The 17,390-nt window shown below is 76.7% G+C and carries 11 protein-coding genes; 8 read left to right on the top strand and 3 right to left on the bottom strand.

Annotated elements, in window-relative coordinates:
* Window positions 1-117: 117 nt before the first annotated feature.
* The 6 genes from GYH36_RS00185 (at window position 118) to GYH36_RS00160 (ending at window position 7,645) form a co-directional block, all read left to right on the top strand.
* Window positions 118-2,913, top strand: a complete 2,796-nt coding sequence (locus GYH36_RS00185; protein ID WP_162288777.1) for a helix-turn-helix transcriptional regulator — start codon at window positions 118-120, stop codon at window positions 2,911-2,913.
* Window positions 2,914-3,074: 161 nt separating this feature from the next.
* Window positions 3,075-3,830 carry an ABC transporter ATP-binding protein gene (locus GYH36_RS00180; protein ID WP_162288776.1) on the top strand — a complete coding sequence of 252 codons (756 nt, stop codon included), beginning with the start codon at window positions 3,075-3,077 and terminating at the stop codon, window positions 3,828-3,830.
* Window positions 3,827-4,702, top strand: a complete 876-nt coding sequence (locus tag GYH36_RS00175; RefSeq protein ID WP_203231433.1) for a hypothetical protein — start codon at window positions 3,827-3,829, stop codon at window positions 4,700-4,702. Before GYH36_RS00180 ends, GYH36_RS00175 begins: the two co-directional genes overlap by 4 nt.
* A complete protein-coding gene (locus GYH36_RS00170; RefSeq protein WP_162288775.1) occupies window positions 4,703-5,545 on the top strand; it encodes a hypothetical protein in 843 nt (280 codons plus the stop codon). It begins immediately after the preceding gene.
* A gap of 28 nt (window positions 5,546-5,573) precedes the next feature.
* A complete protein-coding gene (locus tag GYH36_RS00165; protein ID WP_162288774.1) occupies window positions 5,574-6,974 on the top strand; it encodes a sensor histidine kinase in 1,401 nt (466 codons plus the stop codon).
* Window positions 6,971-7,645, top strand: a complete 675-nt coding sequence (locus GYH36_RS00160) for a response regulator (RefSeq protein ID WP_024840144.1) — start codon at window positions 6,971-6,973, stop codon at window positions 7,643-7,645. Before GYH36_RS00165 ends, GYH36_RS00160 begins: the two co-directional genes overlap by 4 nt.
* A gap of 4 nt (window positions 7,646-7,649) precedes the next feature.
* On the opposite strand, the gene GYH36_RS00155 is transcribed toward GYH36_RS00160, so the two are convergent.
* From GYH36_RS00155 to GYH36_RS00145, 3 genes are read right to left on the bottom strand one after another with little or no spacing between them, the layout of a single operon-like run.
* Window positions 7,650-10,265: a winged helix-turn-helix domain-containing protein gene (locus tag GYH36_RS00155; RefSeq protein ID WP_162288773.1), complete on the bottom strand. Its 2,616-nt coding sequence runs from the start codon at window positions 10,263-10,265 to the stop codon at window positions 7,650-7,652.
* A 46-nt stretch (window positions 10,266-10,311) separates the two neighbouring features.
* A complete protein-coding gene (locus tag GYH36_RS00150; protein ID WP_162288772.1) occupies window positions 10,312-11,685 on the bottom strand; it encodes a hypothetical protein in 1,374 nt (457 codons plus the stop codon).
* 6 nt (window positions 11,686-11,691) lie between these two features.
* Window positions 11,692-12,075, bottom strand: a complete 384-nt coding sequence (locus GYH36_RS00145) for an SHOCT domain-containing protein (RefSeq protein ID WP_024840141.1) — start codon at window positions 12,073-12,075, stop codon at window positions 11,692-11,694.
* Window positions 12,076-12,222: 147 nt separating this feature from the next.
* Between GYH36_RS00145 and GYH36_RS20160 the strand changes: the two genes are divergently transcribed.
* Together GYH36_RS20160 and GYH36_RS00135 are read left to right on the top strand one after the other, a co-directional pair.
* The gene (locus tag GYH36_RS20160; protein ID WP_312028434.1) at window positions 12,223-13,152 is read left to right on the top strand and encodes a DUF6325 family protein; all 930 of its coding nucleotides are present in this window, start codon (window positions 12,223-12,225) and stop codon (window positions 13,150-13,152) included.
* Window positions 13,153-13,451: 299 nt separating this feature from the next.
* The gene (locus tag GYH36_RS00135) at window positions 13,452-17,348 is read left to right on the top strand and encodes a PQQ-dependent sugar dehydrogenase (protein ID WP_246209075.1); all 3,897 of its coding nucleotides are present in this window, start codon (window positions 13,452-13,454) and stop codon (window positions 17,346-17,348) included.
* Window positions 17,349-17,390 lie beyond the last annotated feature (42 nt).

The raw sequence follows: 17,390 nt of genomic DNA, 5'->3' as shown, positions 1-17,390 counted from the left end.
CTGGACACCTCGGCACGTCGACGGCCGCGACCGGTGGAGAGAACCCGGGCGGACCGACGTGGGCAGCGGACGACGGGGGCGCGCGAGCGACCCGTGGTGCCGGCGGAGGAGGAGCAGATGACGCGCAGCACGGACGCGCCGTCCGCGAGGGCGCTCCTCGGGCGCGACGCCGAGACCGCGGCGCTCGACCGCTTCCTCGCCACGTCCGCGCGCACGGGCGGCGCCTGTCGCGTCGTCGGCGAGCCGGGGATCGGCAAGAGCGCGCTGCTCGACCACGCCGCGGCGCGCGCCGCCGCGGACGGCTGGCAGGTGCTGCGCGGCAGCGGCTTCGAGTACGAGGCCGACCTCACCTACGCGGGCCTCCACCAGCTCATGCTCCCGGCGTTCCCCACGCTCGCCGACCTCCCCGCACCGCACGGCGGCGTCCTGAGCACGGCGCTCGGCATCGAGGCCGGCCCACCGCCCCGCCGCCTCGTCGTGACGACCGCGCTGCTGTCGTGGTTCGGCCTGCTCGGGCGGCGAGGCCCCCTGCTGCTCGTCGTGGACGACGTGCAGTGGCTCGACCGTGCCAGCGCGCTCGCCCTGAGCCGGGTCGCCCGCCGTCTGTCCGGCCTCCCCGTGGCGCTGCTCACGGCCCAGCGCAGCGGCTCCGAGTCGTTCCTCGACGAGCGCACCGACACCCTGACGCTCGGACCGCTCGACGACGCCGACGCGGCGCGGCTCCTGCGGTCGCGCGCCGCGCCCCTGCACCCGGCGACCCGGCGCCGCGTCATCCTCGAGGCCGGCGGCAACCCGCTCGCGCTCGTCGAGCTCCCCCGCGCGCTGACGTCCGAGGAGGAGCGCGCGGGCGACCGTCTGCCCGTCGTCCTGCGGCTCACGGACCGCCTGCGCACCATGTTCGCCGCGCGCGTCGAGGCGCTGCCGCGCCCCACGCGGCACCTGCTGCTGCTGGCCGCGCTCAACGGCCGCGACGGCGCACCGCTCGTGCCGACGCTCGCCGCCGCCGCCGCGGACCTCGCGCCGGCCGAGGAGCAGGGCCTCGTGCGCGTCGAGCGGGACCAGCGGCTCGTGTTCCGCCACCCCCTCACGCGCGCCGCGACCGTCGAGCTCGCGACGCCCGCCGAGCGCCGCGCGGCCCACCGCCACCTCGCCGAGCTCGCGACGGACCCGTCCCTGCGTGCCGTGCACCGCGGGGAGGCCGCGCTCGGGTACGACGAGGACGCCGCCGCAGCCCTGCAGGAGGCGGGCCGCGTCGCGGTGAGCCGCGGGGACGTCGTGCAGGCCGTCGCGCGCATGGTCCGTGCGGCCGAGCTCACGGCCGAGCCCCGCGAGCGTGCCCGACGGCTCGCCGAGGCCGCCTACCTCGGGGCGAACTTCTCCGGGTCGCTCGACGGCGCGCACGCGCTCCTCGAGGAGGCACGGCGCGCCGCGCCGGACGCGGTCCACACGCTCGGCGCGGCGGCGGCCGCAGCGGCACACCTCCTCAACAGCGACGGCGACATCGACACCGCGCACCGCATGCTCGTCGCCGCCCTCGCGCACGCGGACCCCCGGTCCACGGACCCGGCGGTCGAGGCCGCCGTCACGACGCTCATGGCGGTGTGCACCTTCGGCGGACGCGCGGCCCTGTGGGAGGAGCTCGACCGCACGGTCGCCCGGTTCTCCACGGTGCTGCCGCGCGCGCTGGTCCTCGGCGCGCGGACGTTCGGCGACCCCGCCCGGTCCACCCCGGCGATGCTCGCCGAGCTCGACGCGCTCGTGGAGCAGATCGGCTCGGACACCAACCCGGTCCGCATCCTCCAGGTAGGTCTCGCGGGGCACTACGTCGACCGGCTGCCCCGGGCCGCCGTCGAACGGGTCGTCGACGACGCCCGGCGCGGCGGCGCCGTCGCCGCCGGGGCGAACGGCCTCATCCTCCTGGCCGTCGACGCCTACCACACCGGGCGCTGGACCGAGGCTGTCGCGCTCGCCCAGGAGTGCGCCGAGTGGTGCCGCGAGAACGGCTACCCGACGCTCGAGTGGGGCGCGCTCCACGTCAGCCTGCTCGTGGCCGCCGCCCGGGGCGACCGGCAGCGCCTGCGCGACGCCCACGAGCGCGCGCACCGGTGGGCGGTCCCGCGCCGGGCGTACGCGGTGCGCACGTTCACGTCCGGCACGGAGGCGCTCGCGGCCCTGGCGTCCGGCCGGCACGAGGACGCGTACGCCCTCCTCACGTCCGTGGCCCCGCCCGGCGACTTCCCCGACCACGACCAGCTGGGCGTGTGGTCGCTGCTGGACCTGGTCGAGGCCGCGGTCGGGACGGGCCGGGTCGGGGAGGCGCGGGCCCACGTCGAGGCCGCGACCGCGCTCGGACTCCCCCGGGTCTCGCCCCGGCTGGCCTTCCAGTGCCGCGCCGGACGGGCCATGACGGCCGACGCCCGCACCTACCGCGCCGCGTTCGAGGACGTCGTCGACGACCCGGGCGCGAGCGCGTGGCCGTTCCACCTCGCGCGCGTCGAGCTCGCGTTCGGCGACCGGCTGCGCCAGGACCGCGAGCTGCGCCGCGCGCGGGTGCGTCTCGAGCGCGCGGTCGAGCTCTTCGCGCGTCTCGACGCGACGCCGTGGCTCGACCGGGCGCGCACCTCGCTGCGGTCCACGGGACGGACGGTCCGTCGGGCCGCCGCCGCCCCGGACGCCCTCACCCCGCAGGAGCGCGAGATCGCGCGCCTCGCGGCGAGCGGCCTGACGAACCGGCAGATCGGTTCGCGGCTGTGCCTCTCCCCGCGCACCGTCGGCGGCCACCTCTACCGGGTGTTCCCCAAGCTCGGCATCAGCACGCGGGCCGCCCTGCGGGACGCGCTCACCGAGCGCGAGCGCGAGCGCGCGACCACGTCCGCCGCACCGCGCGACGACGCGGCGTACGGCGTCTCCTGAGCCGCCGCGGTCCGCCCGTGGCGGGAGCGTCTCCTCCTCGAGGAGGAGGCCCCCGGCCCGACGATCTCGGCCGCGAGCCCGAGCCGGGGTCGGTGCGTGCGTCCGTAGCGTCGACGACGGCGGCGCCCGGGCGGCGGGCGCCCCGGACGACGGGAGGACGCATGATCGAGGTGGCGGCGCTCACGAAGCGCTACGGGCCCACGACCGCGGTGGACGGGCTGACGTTCACCGCGCGAGCGGGCGCCGTGACCGGGTTCCTCGGGCCCAACGGGGCCGGGAAGTCGACGACGATGCGGGTCGTCGTGGGCCTCGAGCGCCCGACCTCGGGGACCGCGACGGTCGACGGGCGCCGGTACGCCGACCTGCCCGCGCCCCTGCGCACGGTGGGCGTCATGCTCGACGCCCGCTCGGTGCACCCGGGGCGCACCGCGTTCCGGCACCTGACGGCGCTCGCCCGCACGCACGGGATCGGCCGCGCCCGGGTGGACGAGGTCATCGGGATGACCGGGCTGGACAGCGTCGCGGGCCGCCGCGCGGGGACGTTCTCGCTCGGGATGGGTCAGCGCCTCGGGATCGCCGCGGCCCTGCTCGGCGACCCGGGCACGCTCGTCCTCGACGAGCCGGTCAACGGTCTCGACCCCGACGGCGTGCTGTGGGTGCGCCGGCTCGTGCGCGACCTGGCGGCCGAGGGCCGCGCCGTGCTCCTCTCGTCCCACCTCATGCACGAGCTCGCGCTGTGCGCCGACCGCGTCGTCGTCATCGGGCGCGGCCGGCTCCTCGCGGACGCCCCGGTCGCCGAGCTCGCCGCCGACGGCTCGCTCGAGGACGCGTACCTGCGGCTCACCGCGGGCGCGGTCGAGTACCAGGGCCGCGCCGTCGGCGAGACCGGCACGACCGCCGTCGGAGGTGCCCGATGACCGCCACGACGGCCGCGTCGCGCCGCGCCCGCCCGACCGCCCACCGACCCGCGGACGCCGGAGGCCCGACGCTCCTCCGCGTCGTCGCCGCGCAGTGGACCGCCCTGACGAGCCTGCGCTCGTCGTGGTGGGCGGCGGCCCTCACGGTCGTGGTCTCGGGCGTCCTGACCCACCTCTCGGCGCAGGCGTCGTCGGTGGACCCCGGGTTCGACCCGCTCGGGTCGCTCACGTCCGGCGTCGTCCTCTCCCAGGTGCCGCCGCTCGTCCTCGGGGTCGTCGTCGGCACCGGTGACTTCAGCACCGGCGCGTTCCGCACGACGTACGTCGCGGTGCCGCGGCGCTGGCCGGTGCTCGTCGCGCAGACCGTCGCCACGGCCGCGTTCGCGCTGCTCACCGCGGTGGCCGCGGTCGCGGCGGCGGTGCTCGCGCTGCTGCCGTCGGCGCGGTCGCGCGACATCGCGCTGGAGCTCGGGAGGGACGGGACGCCGCAGACCCTCTTCGGGATGACGCTCCTGCTCACGGGCACCGCCCTCCTCGGGCTCGCGATCGGCGCGCTCGTGCGCCGGTCCGTCCCGGCGCTCACCGCCGCGGTCCTGCTCGTGCTCGTCCTCCCGGTCGTGCTGCTGCTCGCGACCGACCTCTCGACCGACCCGCTCGCCCCGGCGACCGGCGGCGTGCCGCCCGCGGTGGCGGTCGTGAACACCGTCGTCACGTTCCTGCCGAGCGGGGCGGGCGCGCTCCTGACGGCGGACGTCGTCGTCGAGGGCGCGCCCGACCTCGGCCCGTGGGGCGGGGGTCTCGTCCTCGCCGCGTGGATCGCGCTGCCCCTCGCGGCGGCGGCGCTCCGGCTGCGCACGCGGGACGTGGTCTGAGTGGGCGGCGTCCCCGCCACCGCCACGGCGCGCCGTGCGCGACCCGCGCTCGACCCGCGTCCCCGCGGCGTCACCCTCGGCCGGGTCGTCGCGTCCGAGGCCGACAAGCTCACGAGCCTGCGCTCGACCGGCTGGCTCGCTCTCGCGACCGTCGCCGCCGCGGCGGCGACGGCGTGGGGGCTCGGGCTGTTCGCCCGCCCGGAGCCGGGTGCGTCGGGCGCGCCGATCGCCGTCGCCGGCGCCGTGCTCTCCCAGCTCGGCTTCCTCGTCCTCGGGGCGAGGGCCGGCGCCGACGAGTACCGCACCGGCACCGCGCGTAGCACCTTCGCCGCCGTGCCGCGGCGCCTCCCCGTCCTCGTCGGCCAGGCGCTCGTCACGACGGCGGCGGCGCTGGTCGTCGCGGTCCTCGCGCTCGGCGCGGCGGTCGCGGCGACGGCCGGGCTGCGCGCGGCGGCCGGGCTCGCGCTCGACGTCACGGACCCGGAGACGGCGCGGCTGCTCGCCGGGTTCGTGCTCCACCAGACCGGCGTCGCGCTCGTCGGGCTGGGTCTCGGCGCGCTCGTGCGACGCCCCGACGCGGCGCTCGTCGCGGGCGTGCTCGCGCTCGTCGTGCTCGACCACCTGCTCGCGACCAACCCGGGCCGCGTCGCGGACACGGCCCGCGCGCTCCTGCCGGGCGCCGGGGCCCGCGTGCTCCTGGACGACGGCCGTCTCGACGCGCTCGCCGCCGGGTCCCTCGGGCCCCACCCCGGCCCGTGGTCGGGACACCTCGTCCTCGCGGCGTGGGCGGCGGCCCTGCTCGCCGCGGCGGCGTACCGGCTGCGACGCGGCGACGTCACCTGACGTGCCGCCGGGATGGGAGAGTGGGGCCATGCCCTCGCCGCACGCCGCCTTCCCCGCGCGCGCGGGGGCAGCGTGGGAGGAGGCCGCCGCCCCGGACGTGCTCCGGCCGAGCCGTCGGAGCCGGCTGCTCGCGACCCACCCGTGGGTCGGCGACGCGGCGCTCGTCGCCGCGGTCGTGGCGCTCGGGCTCCTCACGGGCGTCGTCGCGCTCGCCACGGTCGACGGCACGACGAACCTCGGGATGTTCCGGCCGGAGGACCACGTCCCCGAGCGGGTCGTGTCGGCGTGGCTCGTCGGCGCCGTCCTGGGCGCCGCCCTCCTCACCGCGCGTCGGGCGCGCCCGCTGCTCGTCACCGCGGTGCTCACCGGGCTCGCCGTCGCGTCGCTCGCCACCGCGGGGGTGCTCGGCGTCCTCGGCGTGTGCCTCGCGTGCGCGGTCCACGCGGTCGCCGCGACGCGCGCGCCGCGCACGGCCTGGGCGACGTGCGCCGCGGTGCTCGTCGCGGTGACCGCCGCGCTGTGGTGGTGGCAGGACATCGGCCTCGCCGAGATCCTCCTGTGGAGCGACCCGATCGTGCGTCCCGACGGCAGCCCGCCCGTGCGCGACCTCGCCGAGCCCCCGTTCTCGCCCGGCCGCCGGTCCGCCAGCGCGTCGCTCCTGCTCGCGCTGCTGCTGCTCGGCATGGCGACCGGCTCGGGCGCGCGCGCCCGCCGCCTGCACGCCGAGGACCTCGCCGAGCGCTACCGGGCGATGGCGCGCGAGCGCGACCAGAGCGCCGCCCTCGCGCGCGCCGCCGAGCGGGCGCGCATCGCGCGCGAGATGCACGACGTCGTCGCGCACAGCGTCTCCGTCATGGTCGCCCTGTCCGACGGCGCGGGCGCCGCGCTCGACCGCGCCCCCGAGCGCTCGCGCGAGGCCCTGCGCGAGCTGTCGCGCACGGGCCGGGAGGCGCTCGGCGACATGCAGCGCGTGCTCGGCGCGCTCGACCCCGACGACTCCGGCGTCGCCGACGGCGACGGGCGCCCCGCGCCGACCGGCACCGACCTCGCAGCCGTCGTCGCGCGGTTCCGGGCCGCGGGCCTGCCGCTCACCGCGACGGGTCTGGACGTCGCGCTCCCGGCCGACACGTCGCTGCGCCTCGCGCTCGTGCGGATCGTGCAGGAGGCGCTGACGAACGTGCTGCGGCACGCCCCGGGCACCGCGGCGGCCGAGGTCGTCGTGCGGCGCTGCCCGGGCACGGTCGAGGTCGAGGTCGCCGACCACGGCGGCACGCGGCCGGGCGCGGGCGGCGGGACGGGGCGCGGGATCATCGGGATGCGCGAGCGCGCCGCCCTGCTCGGCGGGAGCGTCGAGGCGGGCCCGCGACCCGGCGGCGGCTGGACGGTGCACGTCGTGCTGCCGTGGGACGACGAGGGAGGACGCGCGTGACGACGGTGCTGCTCGTGGACGACCAGGCGCTGCTGCGGATGGGGTTCCGCCTCGTCATCGAGTCCGAGCCCGACCTCGAGGTGGTGGGCGAGGCGTCCGACGGCGCCGTCGCGCTCGACCAGGTCGCGGCGCTCTCCCCCGACGTGGTGGTCATGGACGTGCGGATGCCCGGCACGGACGGGATCGAGGCCACGCGCCGCGTCGTGGCGGAGCACCCCGCGACGCGCGTGCTCGTGCTCACGACGTTCGACGTCGACGAGCACGCGTTCGCCGCCCTGCGCGCCGGCGCGAGCGGCTTCCTCCTCAAGAGCGCCCGGCCCGACGAGCTCGTCGAGGCGATCCGCACCGTCGCTGCCGGCAGCTCGGTCGTCGCGCCCCGCGTACTGCGTCGCGTGCTCGACCTCTTCGCGCCGCACCTCCCGGCGGGCGACGCCCCCGCGCCCGACGACGGCCTCGACCCGCGGCTGCGCGCGCTCACGCCGCGCGAGCTCGACGTGCTGCGGTGCGTCGCGCAGGGCCTGTCGAACGCGGAGATCGCCGAGCGTCTCGTGCTCTCCGCGACGACCGTCAAGACGCACGTCGGCAACCTGCTCGCCAAGCTCGGCGTGCGCGACCGCGTGCAGGCCGTGATCGTCGCCTACGAGAGCGGGCTCGTCGGCTCGCGGTCGTGAGCCGTCACGGGACCACGCCGAGCTTGCGGTAGACGGACTTCAGGTGCGCCTTGACGGTGTTCACCGACACGAAGAAGTCCTCCGCGATCTCGACGTTGCTGGCCATGGACGGCAGGACGACGAGGATGGCGAGCTCGCGCTCGGTGAGCGGCTCGACGAGCGGGACCGGCTCGGGCGCGCCCTCGGCCCGGTCGAGCAGGCCGCGCAGGCGCGCGCCGAGCTCGTCGGGGCGACCTGCGACCGCGCGCACGAGAGCCGGGCGCAGCGTGTGCACCGCGACCGAGAGGAACGGCCGGGCGAGCCGCTCCGGTGCGGCGAGGTCGAGCGCACGCCGCAGCGCCGCGTCGAGCCGGTGCGCGCCGGGGCGCACGAGCGCGCACGCCTCGACCAGCGCCGCCTCGACGCGCACGAGCGGGTCGACCTCGCCGTCGGGTGCGTCGACCAGCCCCGACACCGCGCGCACCGCGGCGCCCGTCCGTCCTACCGCGAGCAGCCCGCGCGCGGTGCACACGGCGACCGTTCCCGTGCTGCCGAGCCGTTCGCGCGTCCCGCGCGCGGACCGTGCCGCGTGCGCGCCGTCGTCGAGCGCCCGCACCGCCGCCGAGGCGCGCACCCAGAGGTCCGCGACTGCCGGGGGCGTCGCGACGCCGGCCAGGGCGCGGTCGGCCCCGGCGAGCGCCTGGCGCGCGGCGCGCGCGTGCCCGCGGTCCGCGGCGACGAGCGCCTGGAGCAGCCGGACCGCGACGCCCGACGCCGGCTCGCGCCCTCCGGCGTCGGCGGCGAGCGCGTGCGCGAGATCCCGGTCCACGCCGTCGTCCTCGGCACGCAGGTACCGCACCCACGCGCGCGCCGCGTGCGCCGGGCGGACGTGCGCGTACCCGTCCCAGCCGCGGGGCTCGGCCTCCGCGAGCACGGCGCGCGCGGCTGCGTCGCCGTCGTCGAGCCGGCCCTCGGCGACGGCGAGCAGCGCCGCCGCCGCGCGGGCCCCGAGGACGAACAGCTGGGGGGCCCGCCACGCGCGCGTCGAGGACGTTGCGGCCGCCGTCGTGCCCGACCGCTCCGGGCCGACCGAGCACCAGGCCAGGCCGGCCGCGCGCTGCGCCGCGGCCATCCCGCGGTAGGTGTCGAGCGCCGGGAACGGGTAGGGCGCGGCCTCCGCGACGGCCAGCGCGGCGCCCGCGGCCGTCGCGAGCCCGCGCACGTCCCCCGTCGCGCGCGCGACCGACGCGTCGAGCAGCTCGACGAGCACGGCCGCGGCGGGCTGCCCGACGGGGTCGAGGAGCTCGCGCGCGAACGCCGTGTGGCGACGGGCCGCGTCGAACCGCTCCTCGGCGTACGCGAGCGACGCCGCGCACAGGGCCAGGCCGGCGTCCGGCGGGAGGTCCGCGTACGGCACGCGGCGCAGCGCCTCCGCCACGCTCTCGCGGTGCGGCCCCGCGAGCTGTGCGGCCGCGCCCTCGACGAAGACCGTGCCGACCAGCCCCCAGTCCTCCGCGGCGACCGCGTGCTCGAGCGCGCGCAGCGACTCACCCTCGCGGGCGAACCACCGGGCCGCGGCGCGGTGCGCGTCGCGCAGCCCGCCGGGGTCCTCGACGCGGAGCTCGCTCACGAGCATCTCGCGCAGGAGGGGGTGGTACCGGTACCAGGTGCGGCCCTCGCCCGCGGTCGTGACGAACCCGTCGGCTGCCGCGAGACCGGGGAGCAGGCGCCCCGCCGGCGAACCCGGGGCGAGGTCGGCCGCGAGGTCGGGGCACACCGCCGTCGTGACGCTCGTCCGCAGCAGGAAGCGCCGCGTCGCGGGTTCCTGGCGGTCGAGGACCTCCGTGAGGAGGAACTCCGCGGCCGAGCGGTCCGCGCGCGCCCGGCTCGCGGCGTCGTCCGCCTCGACGCGCAGGCGGACCCCGACGGCCCAGCCGCCCGTCTCGTAGAGCACGCGGTCCACGCCGTGGGGGTCGAGCCCCCGTCCCGCGGCGAGGGCCAGCGCCGCGACGTCCGCGGCGCCGAACGCGAGGTCGGCCGCGCCGACCTCGGCCACGTCGCCGCGTGCGCGCAGCGTCTGGAGCCGCAGGAGCGGGTCGACGCGCGTGAGCACCACGAGGTGCAGCGGCAGGGGGTAGCGCAGCAGGTCGTCCACCGTCTCCGCGACGGCCGCGCACGCCGCGTGGTGGAAGTCGTCGAGCACGAGCACGACGGGCTCGGGCAGCAGCTCGATCGCGCCCAGGATCCGCCGCAGGAGGGCCGGGGTCAGACGGGGCGGCACGACGAGCGACTCGAGCGGGTGGCCCGGAGGCACGGCACCCGCGGCGCGCAGCGCGGCGAGGACGTCCGACCAGAACGCGGCGGGCTTGTCGTCGAACGGCTCGAGCGTCAGCCACGCGACGCGGACGCCGGCACCACCGCGCGCCCATCGCGCCGTGACGGTGGTCTTGCCCCATCCGGGACCGGCGGAGACGAGCGTGAGCCGCCGCGTCCGCGCGGCGCCCACGAGCCGCTCGACCGCGGGGCGCGGGACCGTGGACGGCGGGACGTCGGGGACGGTGGTCCGGGCGCGCGTCGGCTCGGAGGCGTCCGTCGCGCGGACGGCGTCCTCCGGCTCGGCTCGTGGCTCGACCGACGCCATGGAGGCAGGCTACGCCCGGGCCTCGCGGAGCGCAGGGCGTCGACGCTCAGGTGCGGCCCTCCGCGGAAGGCCGCGCGACGAGCTCCACGACGACGAGGACGAGGCCGGCGACGAGCGCTGTTCCCACGACGAGGCCCGGGGTCGGCGTCCCGGCGAGGAGGACGACGAGCGCGGCGACCGCCACGACGACGACACGCACGAACGTCTTGTGGCGGCCGAGCCAGTCGCCGACGGGGCCCGACGTGACGCCGCGCCCCTCGGCCCAGCGCCGGCCGCGGGCGCCGAGCCCGGACAGGCCGGCGCGCAGGCTCCGCGCCGACTCGCTGCGCCCCCCGAGGTAGGCCGCGAGGGCGACGACGAGGCCGAGGACGCCCACGGTCCGCAGCGTGAGCCGCAGGTAGCCGACGGCCTGGTCGAACACCACCTCCGCCGCGTCGAGCCGCAGCACCCGGTCCGAGAGCGCGCCGAGGTACAGCCCGCGCGCCACGGCGAGCCCGATCCCCAGCGCGAGCATCGCCGCCGTCAACGCCAGGCCCGCCACGACGAGCGCGCGCGGGCGCTCGTTCGCGACGAGCACCCCGGCCGCGAGAAGCGCGAGAGCGAGCCACGGGAGCCACGCCGTCAGGGTCACGACCTGGGCGTAGCGGTTCTGCAGGACGACGAGCTGCGCGGACTGCGCGACGGTGAACGTCGCGTCGACCGACGGGATGCGGGCCGCGACGTCGAGCCCGCGCTCGACGAGGCGCTCCTTGAGCAGGTCGATCAGGCCGGACAGCTGGATCGACAGCGTCCCGTCGTCGCCGACCTGGAGCACGTCGCCGTCCTCGCCGCGCATCACGGCGACGAGCTGCTGGTGCGCGACCCGGTTGGCCTGGAGCCACGCGCCCTCGAACGCGTCGCTCTCCACGAGGCGCGTCGCGGTCTCGTGCACGAGGGACTCGACGCCCGAGGTGAGCGGCGCCTCGAGCGCCGCGACCGCGCGCGTGGCGCGGGGCGGGACGTCGCGCTCCTCGAGCCCGGCGACGAGGTCGTCGACGAGGGCGCCCACGTCGACGCGCGACATCACGACGTCGGTGAGGCGCCCCGCGACCGCCGACTGCACGACCGGGTCGGCGGCGAGCGGCCCGACGGTCGCGACCCAGCGCTCGGTGTCGGTGAGCTCGCGCTGCGCCCAGGCGGAGACGGCGCCCAGCGGCGCGAGGAGCGCGCCGAGCGTGACGAGCACCGCGCACGCCACCGCCCGCAGCCTCCGGTGCGGGCGCCGCACGGCCGGCGTCGTGCCGGCGGCCGGGCGCCCGGCCCCCGCGGACCCGTCACCCGCGACGGTCCCGAGGCGCCGCCGGAGCTCGGCGTTCTCGCGCTCGAGCGCCGCGAGCCGCGCCGCGACGTCGGCGGACGCGGGTCCGGTCTCGTCGGTCATCGCGGCTCAGGCGAGCGCCCGCGCCTTGAGCCGGGCGAACTCGTCGGCGTCGATCGTGCCCGAGTCCAGCAGCGCCTTCGCGTCGGCGATCTCGCTCGCCGGCGAGCGGCCGCTGCCGGCCGCGGCACGCACGTAGTCGTCCATGACCTGCCGGCGCGCGCGGTCCTCCTCGGCGTGCCGCTCCGCCATGCCGCGTCCGCGCGCGACGACGTAGACGAGCGCCGCCAGGTACGGCAGGACGATCAGGGCGACGATCCACAGCGCCTTCCACCAGCCGCTCAGCGCCTTGTCGCGGAACAGGTCGGCGACGATCTGGAACAGCACGACGAGGTACGCGATGAAGAAGAACCACCACACCATGAGCCAGAACCAGTCCCAGAAACCGTCCATCGGGCACCCCTCGTCTCCGGTGGCGCTCGTCGCCACGCTCCCACTGTGGTGGCCGCCCGGGCGCCCGTGCTCACCCGCCGGGGGTAGTCGCTCGCGGCACCCGCCCCGGGTGATCCGCGCCGCGTGACCTGCGCGCACGCTGGTGCCGTGGGCGATGCGGAGGAGCGCGTGGACCGCACGACGGTCGTCGAGGTGACCGTCCTGGGCTCGGTGTCGCTCCCGGCGGCCGAGCTCGCCGAGCTCGGCGTGCGGGGCGCGGTCGAGTGCACGCAGCTCGAGGCGACGGTGCGCGACCAAGCCGCGCTGTACGGCCTGCTGCAGCGCCTCGCGTCGCTCGGCCTCGAGCTGGTCGAGCTGCGCACCGGCGGCCCCGGGCACCGCACGGAGGTCGACGTCGTGGTGCGGGGCCGTGTCGGTGCGCTCGCCCAGCGGATGCTCGTCGGCGTGGAGCGCGCGCACCCCGGGGCGCGCACCGCGCGCCGGGTCGCCGAGGACGACCTCGCGGCGCTCCTCGCGGCGGTGGTGGCCCGCTCACCCCTCGCGGGTGAGGACGCGCCGTCCGCCTCCGGGCACGGTGGAGACGCCGACGCCCCGCCGGGCGCACGGCTCCCGGCCACGCCGACAGGAGAGGGACCGATGGACAGCGACACCGACGAGATGGGCCCGATCGACTACATCGTGGTCGAGTTTCCCGAGAACCGGCTCGACGGCGAGGCGCTGCCCCTCCTCCTCGACCTCGTCGATCGCGGGATCATCCGTGTGCTCGACCTCGCGTTCGTGCGCAAGAGCACGAGCGGGGAGGTGTCCGCCGTGGACCTGCGCAACCTGGACGCGACGGGCGGGTTCGACCTGACGGTGTTCGAGGGGGCGTCCTCCGGGATCCTCGGCGACGACGACCTCGAGGAGGCCGGCGCGGCGCTCGCCCCCGGAGCGGCGGCCGGCGTGCTCGTGTACGAGAACACGTGGGCGGCCCCGTTCGCCGCCGCCCTGCGCCGCGGCGGCGGGTCCCTCGTGGCGGGCGGCCGCATCCCCGTCGAGGCCGTCGTCGCCGCGCTCGACGCCGCCGACGCCTCCTGAGAACCACCGGCAGGGCTGTGCGCGGCCCTGTTCCTTGACACTCGGAAAGCGCCTTCCCTACGCTGCGAGGGTCGCGCACACGGACGTGCAGCTCGATCAGGGACGGGACAGCAGGACGCGGCGGCGCGGGGCCGCCACCGGCCGCGCGCGCGACCCGTACCGACCTCGCCGCAACGACGCGGCCGCGGGGCACGGACGGCGTGCAGGAGGACCCGGCAGGCACACCGACGCCCCGGGTCGCAGGACATGACAGCGCTGAACAGCGTCGTGCCAGCACATCCGACGAAGTGGAGCAGACGATGACGTCTACGCATGCGAGCCGACGAGGGAGGACGGCGCTCGCCGTCGCCCTCGCGGCCGTCTTGGGAGGCACGCTGCTCGTGCCACCCGCGGCCGCCGAGACGGCCGAGGACGAGTTCACCGAGATCCTGAGCTTCGAGGCCTACGAGCGCACCGCCCTGGACGGGCAGGACGGCTGGTCCGCGTCCTCGGCGGCACGGGTCATCGCCGACCCGCTCAACGGCAACAACCAGGTCCTCGAGATGGTCGGCGGCACGCAGCGCGCCCACCGCGCGGTGCCGGGCATCGCCGACGGGACCACCGGGACCGTGTTCTTCCGCTTCATGCGCAACGGCAGCGTCGACACGTCGTTCGGGGTCACGGACAACGACGCGCCGTCCGACTACGTGCACAGCCGCGCGTACGTCAACAACCAGAACGACGACGTCATGCTCGTGCGCGACGGCGGCGCGTTCAAGCCCGCGGGCGTGTGGTCGCGCGACACGTGGCAGTGCGTGTGGATCGTCGCGGACAACGCGACGGACACGGTCAGCGTGTACAGCCAGGGCGGCCCGTACGAGGAGATCACCCGGCTGCCCGAGGGGACGGAGGAGCAGTTCGGGTTCCGCCAGAGCGTCTCGGGCGCGCTCGACCGCTTCTTCTGGATCAACGGCGCCAGCAGCGCCGGCCGCCTCATGCTCGACGACGTCGCGGTCGACACGACCGGGCAGAACCTCGCGATCCCGACGGGCAACCCCGCGGACTGCGCGGCGGGCGGCACGACGCCGACCCAGCCGCTGCTCAACCCGCTGCCCGACCCGACCCCCTCGACGCTCGGCATCGAGGTCACCGAGCTCGCGCAGCTCCCGGAGTCGCAGACGACCCCGGCGACGCAGGACCAGCGCCTCGTGCGCCACAACCGCATCACGCACCTCGACGAGATCCCCGACGGCTCGGGCCGCCTCATGGTGCCCGACAACAACGCGGTGCTGTACACGGTCGGCAAGGACACGGGCGCGTACGTGCCGTACCTGGACGTGCGCGAGCAGTTCCTCGACAACTTCCACAACAGCGCCGGGCTGGGCACGGGCCTCGGGTCCGCCGAGTTCCACCCCGACTTCGCGGAGAACGGGCTGTTCTACACGGTGCACACCGAGGGCGGCACCGCGCTCACGGAGGACACCCCGGACTTCCCGGCCTACGGCAACACGCAGTTCCACAGCGTCGTCACCGAGTGGAAGGCGACCGACCCGTCCGCCGAGACCTTCGAGGGCACGAGCCGCGAGGTCCTGCGCGTGCCGTTCGCCGGCCGCGTGCACACCGTGCAGCAGATCGCGTTCAACCCGACCGTCTCCGAGGGCGACGCCGACTACGGCAACCTGTACGTCCTCGTCGGCGACGGCGGCAACGGCGTCGGGAACGGCAACCCGCAGAACCTCGCGACCCCGCAGGGCACGATCTTCCGCATCGACCCGCTCGGCGACGACAGTGCCAACGGGCGGTACGGCATCCCGGCGGACAACCCCTTCCTCGGCACGCCGGGCGCGCTGCCCGAGATCTACGCCGTCGGGATGCGCGACCCGCACCGCATCAGCTGGGACCCCGAGGGCGACCACACGATGTACCTGGGCCACATCGGCGAGTGGCAGGTCGAGTCGGTGTACGCCGTCGAGCCGGGCGACAACTTCGGCTGGTCCGTGCGCGAGGGACCGTTCCTCGCGGACAACCGGCAGATCTTCCCCCTGCCGGCCGACGACGCCGAGAACGGCTTCACCTATCCCGTGGCCGCGTACGACCACAACCGGGACCCTGGCCAGACCGGCGACGCGGGCGTCGCGCTCAACGGCGGGTTCGTCTACCGCGGCGACATCCCCGAGCTGCGCGGGCGCTACCTCTTCACCGACCTCGTGCGCGGCTGGGTCCTGGCGACCGAGCAGGACGAGATGGTCCGCAACGACGGCGACCTCGACGACCTCGCGGAGATCGAGCACCTGCGCGTGTTCGCCGACGGGCAGGAGACCACGTTCCAGGAGCTCGTGGGCGACCAGCGCGTCGACCTGCGGTTCGGGTCCGACGCCGACGGCGAGCTGTACCTCGTCGCCAAGGCGAACGGGAAGATCTGGAAGGTCACCGGCGCTCGCCGTGTGACCGCGAGCTCGCCCGTCGCGCTGCCCGAGCTCGCCGGCAACCTCGTCGCGCACTACGACTTCGACCACCCGGTCCAGGGGGCGCCGACGTGGGAGGCGGACCAGGGCTGGTCGGGCACGGACGTCCAGCTCGTCAACGGCGGCGTCGAGATGCGCGTCGCCGACCGCGCCTATCCGGGTGCGGGCGAGGCGCTGCAGACGCAGCAGATGAGCCCGGGCGCGTCGTCGAACGACGACTGGAAGGCGGGCGTCTACGACCCCGAGGGCGTCGACTCGCTCGGGGCCTTCGCGGACGCGGACGAGATCTCGGTCATGGGCTGGTTCAAGCCCACGGGCGAGCACCCGGCGCTCAACTCGGGCTCGGCCGACCCTGACGACCGGTACAACGCGATCGGCCTCGCCGGCGTGCTGACCGGCGACTCCGACGGCCACGCGGTACGCGCGCTGCTCGAGGTCATCACGGTCGGGGACGAGCTCAAACTCGTGGCCCTCGGGCGCCGCGTCGACGGCGGCGGCTCGTGGACGTTCGCGGCCGACATGCCGTGGGACCAGATCCTCGAGCGCAACCGCTGGGTCCACCTCGCCGCGACGTTCGACTTCGCGGGCGGCGAGATGAAGCTCTACATGAACGGCGAGGAGCTCGAGGGCCGGTACACCGCCTCGAACCCCTGGGGCGCCGGGGCCACCTCCCCCACCGACCCGCGGGGCATCAAGATCGGCGGCAGCTTCCCGCAGGACACGCGCGAGGCGAACCCGTTCCACGGGCGCATGGACGACCTCATGTTCCTCGACGTCGTCCCGACCCCGGAGCAGGTCGCCGCGCAGTACGCGCTGTTCGGCGCCGAGCCCGTCGAGCCGCCCGCGCCGCCGTCGTGTGCGCCCGCGGGCGAGCCGATCACGGACGTCATGGGCGCCGAGCACTGGGCGCCGCGCACGCCGTCCAAGTGGCAGTTCCCGGGCGACCGGATCGTGCTCGCGCAGGCCGGCACCGACCCGAACGACGGCATCCGCCGCCCGTTCGAGTACGCCGTCCTCACCGAGGGCCCGGAGCTCGGCTCGTTCGCGCTCGACGCCGAGGTGAGGCTCGACGCCCCGGCGTCCGTGAACAACCGGGACGTCATCGTGGTGTTCGGCTGGCAGTCGGACACGCAGTACTACTACGCGCACCTGTCGCAGGACAACACGATCTACGCCCACAACGGCATCTTCAAGGTCGACGGGAAGGACCGGGAGCGGATCGACGACCAGTGGGACGGCGCGGTTGGCGCCCCGCCCGCGGTCACCGACGAGGAGTGGCACGACGTGCGCGTCGTGCGGTGCGCGGACAGCGGCGACGTCGCGGTCTACGTCGACGGCCTCGACACGCCGCTCCTCACGGCGAACGACACGACGTTCGGCGAGGGCCGGGTGGGCTTCGGCTCGTTCGACAACACCGGGAGCCTGCGCGACCTCGTGGTCACGCCGGCCGAGGAGCCGGCGGGCGTCGCGCTCGACGTCACCGTCGCGCCGCGCTGCCTCGCCGGCACGGCGTACCTCGCGGTCGCGGCGACGAACGCGTCCGACGTCCCGGCCGACGTGACCCTCACGACCGCGTTCGGGTCGCGCACGGTCTCCGACGTCCAGCCCGGCGCGGCCGCCTACCAGTCGTTCGCGACGCGGGCGACGGCGCTCGAGGCCGGCTCTGTCACGGTCACGGCGACCGCGGTCGTGGACGGCGAGGAGGCGTCGAGCGAGGTCGTAGTCGAGCACGCGGCGCACGCCTGCGGGTGACGCCGCGCGTGAGCACGCGCGCCTGACCGCGTGAACCGCTCC

The sequence above is a fragment of the Cellulosimicrobium composti genome, assembly GCF_010287905.1.
Classification (GTDB): domain Bacteria; phylum Actinomycetota; class Actinomycetes; order Actinomycetales; family Cellulomonadaceae; genus Cellulosimicrobium; species Cellulosimicrobium composti.
Note: the sequence above shows the minus strand (reverse complement) of the source record. Positions and strands in the feature narration are given on the sequence as shown.

Bases quoted from the DNA above. Each gene is read 5' to 3' on its own strand.
- GYH36_RS00185 (WP_162288777.1), top strand. From the start codon at position 118: ATGACGCGCAGCACGGACGCGCCGTCCGCGAGGGCGCTCCTCGGGCGC.
- GYH36_RS00180 (WP_162288776.1), top strand. From the start codon at position 3,075: ATGATCGAGGTGGCGGCGCTCACGAAGCGCTACGGGCCCACGACCGCG.
- GYH36_RS00175 (WP_203231433.1), top strand. From the start codon at position 3,827: ATGACCGCCACGACGGCCGCGTCGCGCCGCGCCCGCCCGACCGCCCAC.
- GYH36_RS00165 (WP_162288774.1), top strand. From the start codon at position 5,574: ATGCCCTCGCCGCACGCCGCCTTCCCCGCGCGCGCGGGGGCAGCGTGG.
- GYH36_RS00155 (WP_162288773.1), bottom strand. From the start codon at position 10,265: ATGGCGTCGGTCGAGCCACGAGCCGAGCCGGAGGACGCCGTCCGCGCG.
- GYH36_RS00150 (WP_162288772.1), bottom strand. From the start codon at position 11,685: ATGACCGACGAGACCGGACCCGCGTCCGCCGACGTCGCGGCGCGGCTC.
- GYH36_RS00145 (WP_024840141.1), bottom strand. From the start codon at position 12,075: ATGGACGGTTTCTGGGACTGGTTCTGGCTCATGGTGTGGTGGTTCTTC.
- GYH36_RS00135 (WP_246209075.1), top strand. From the start codon at position 13,452: ATGACGTCTACGCATGCGAGCCGACGAGGGAGGACGGCGCTCGCCGTC.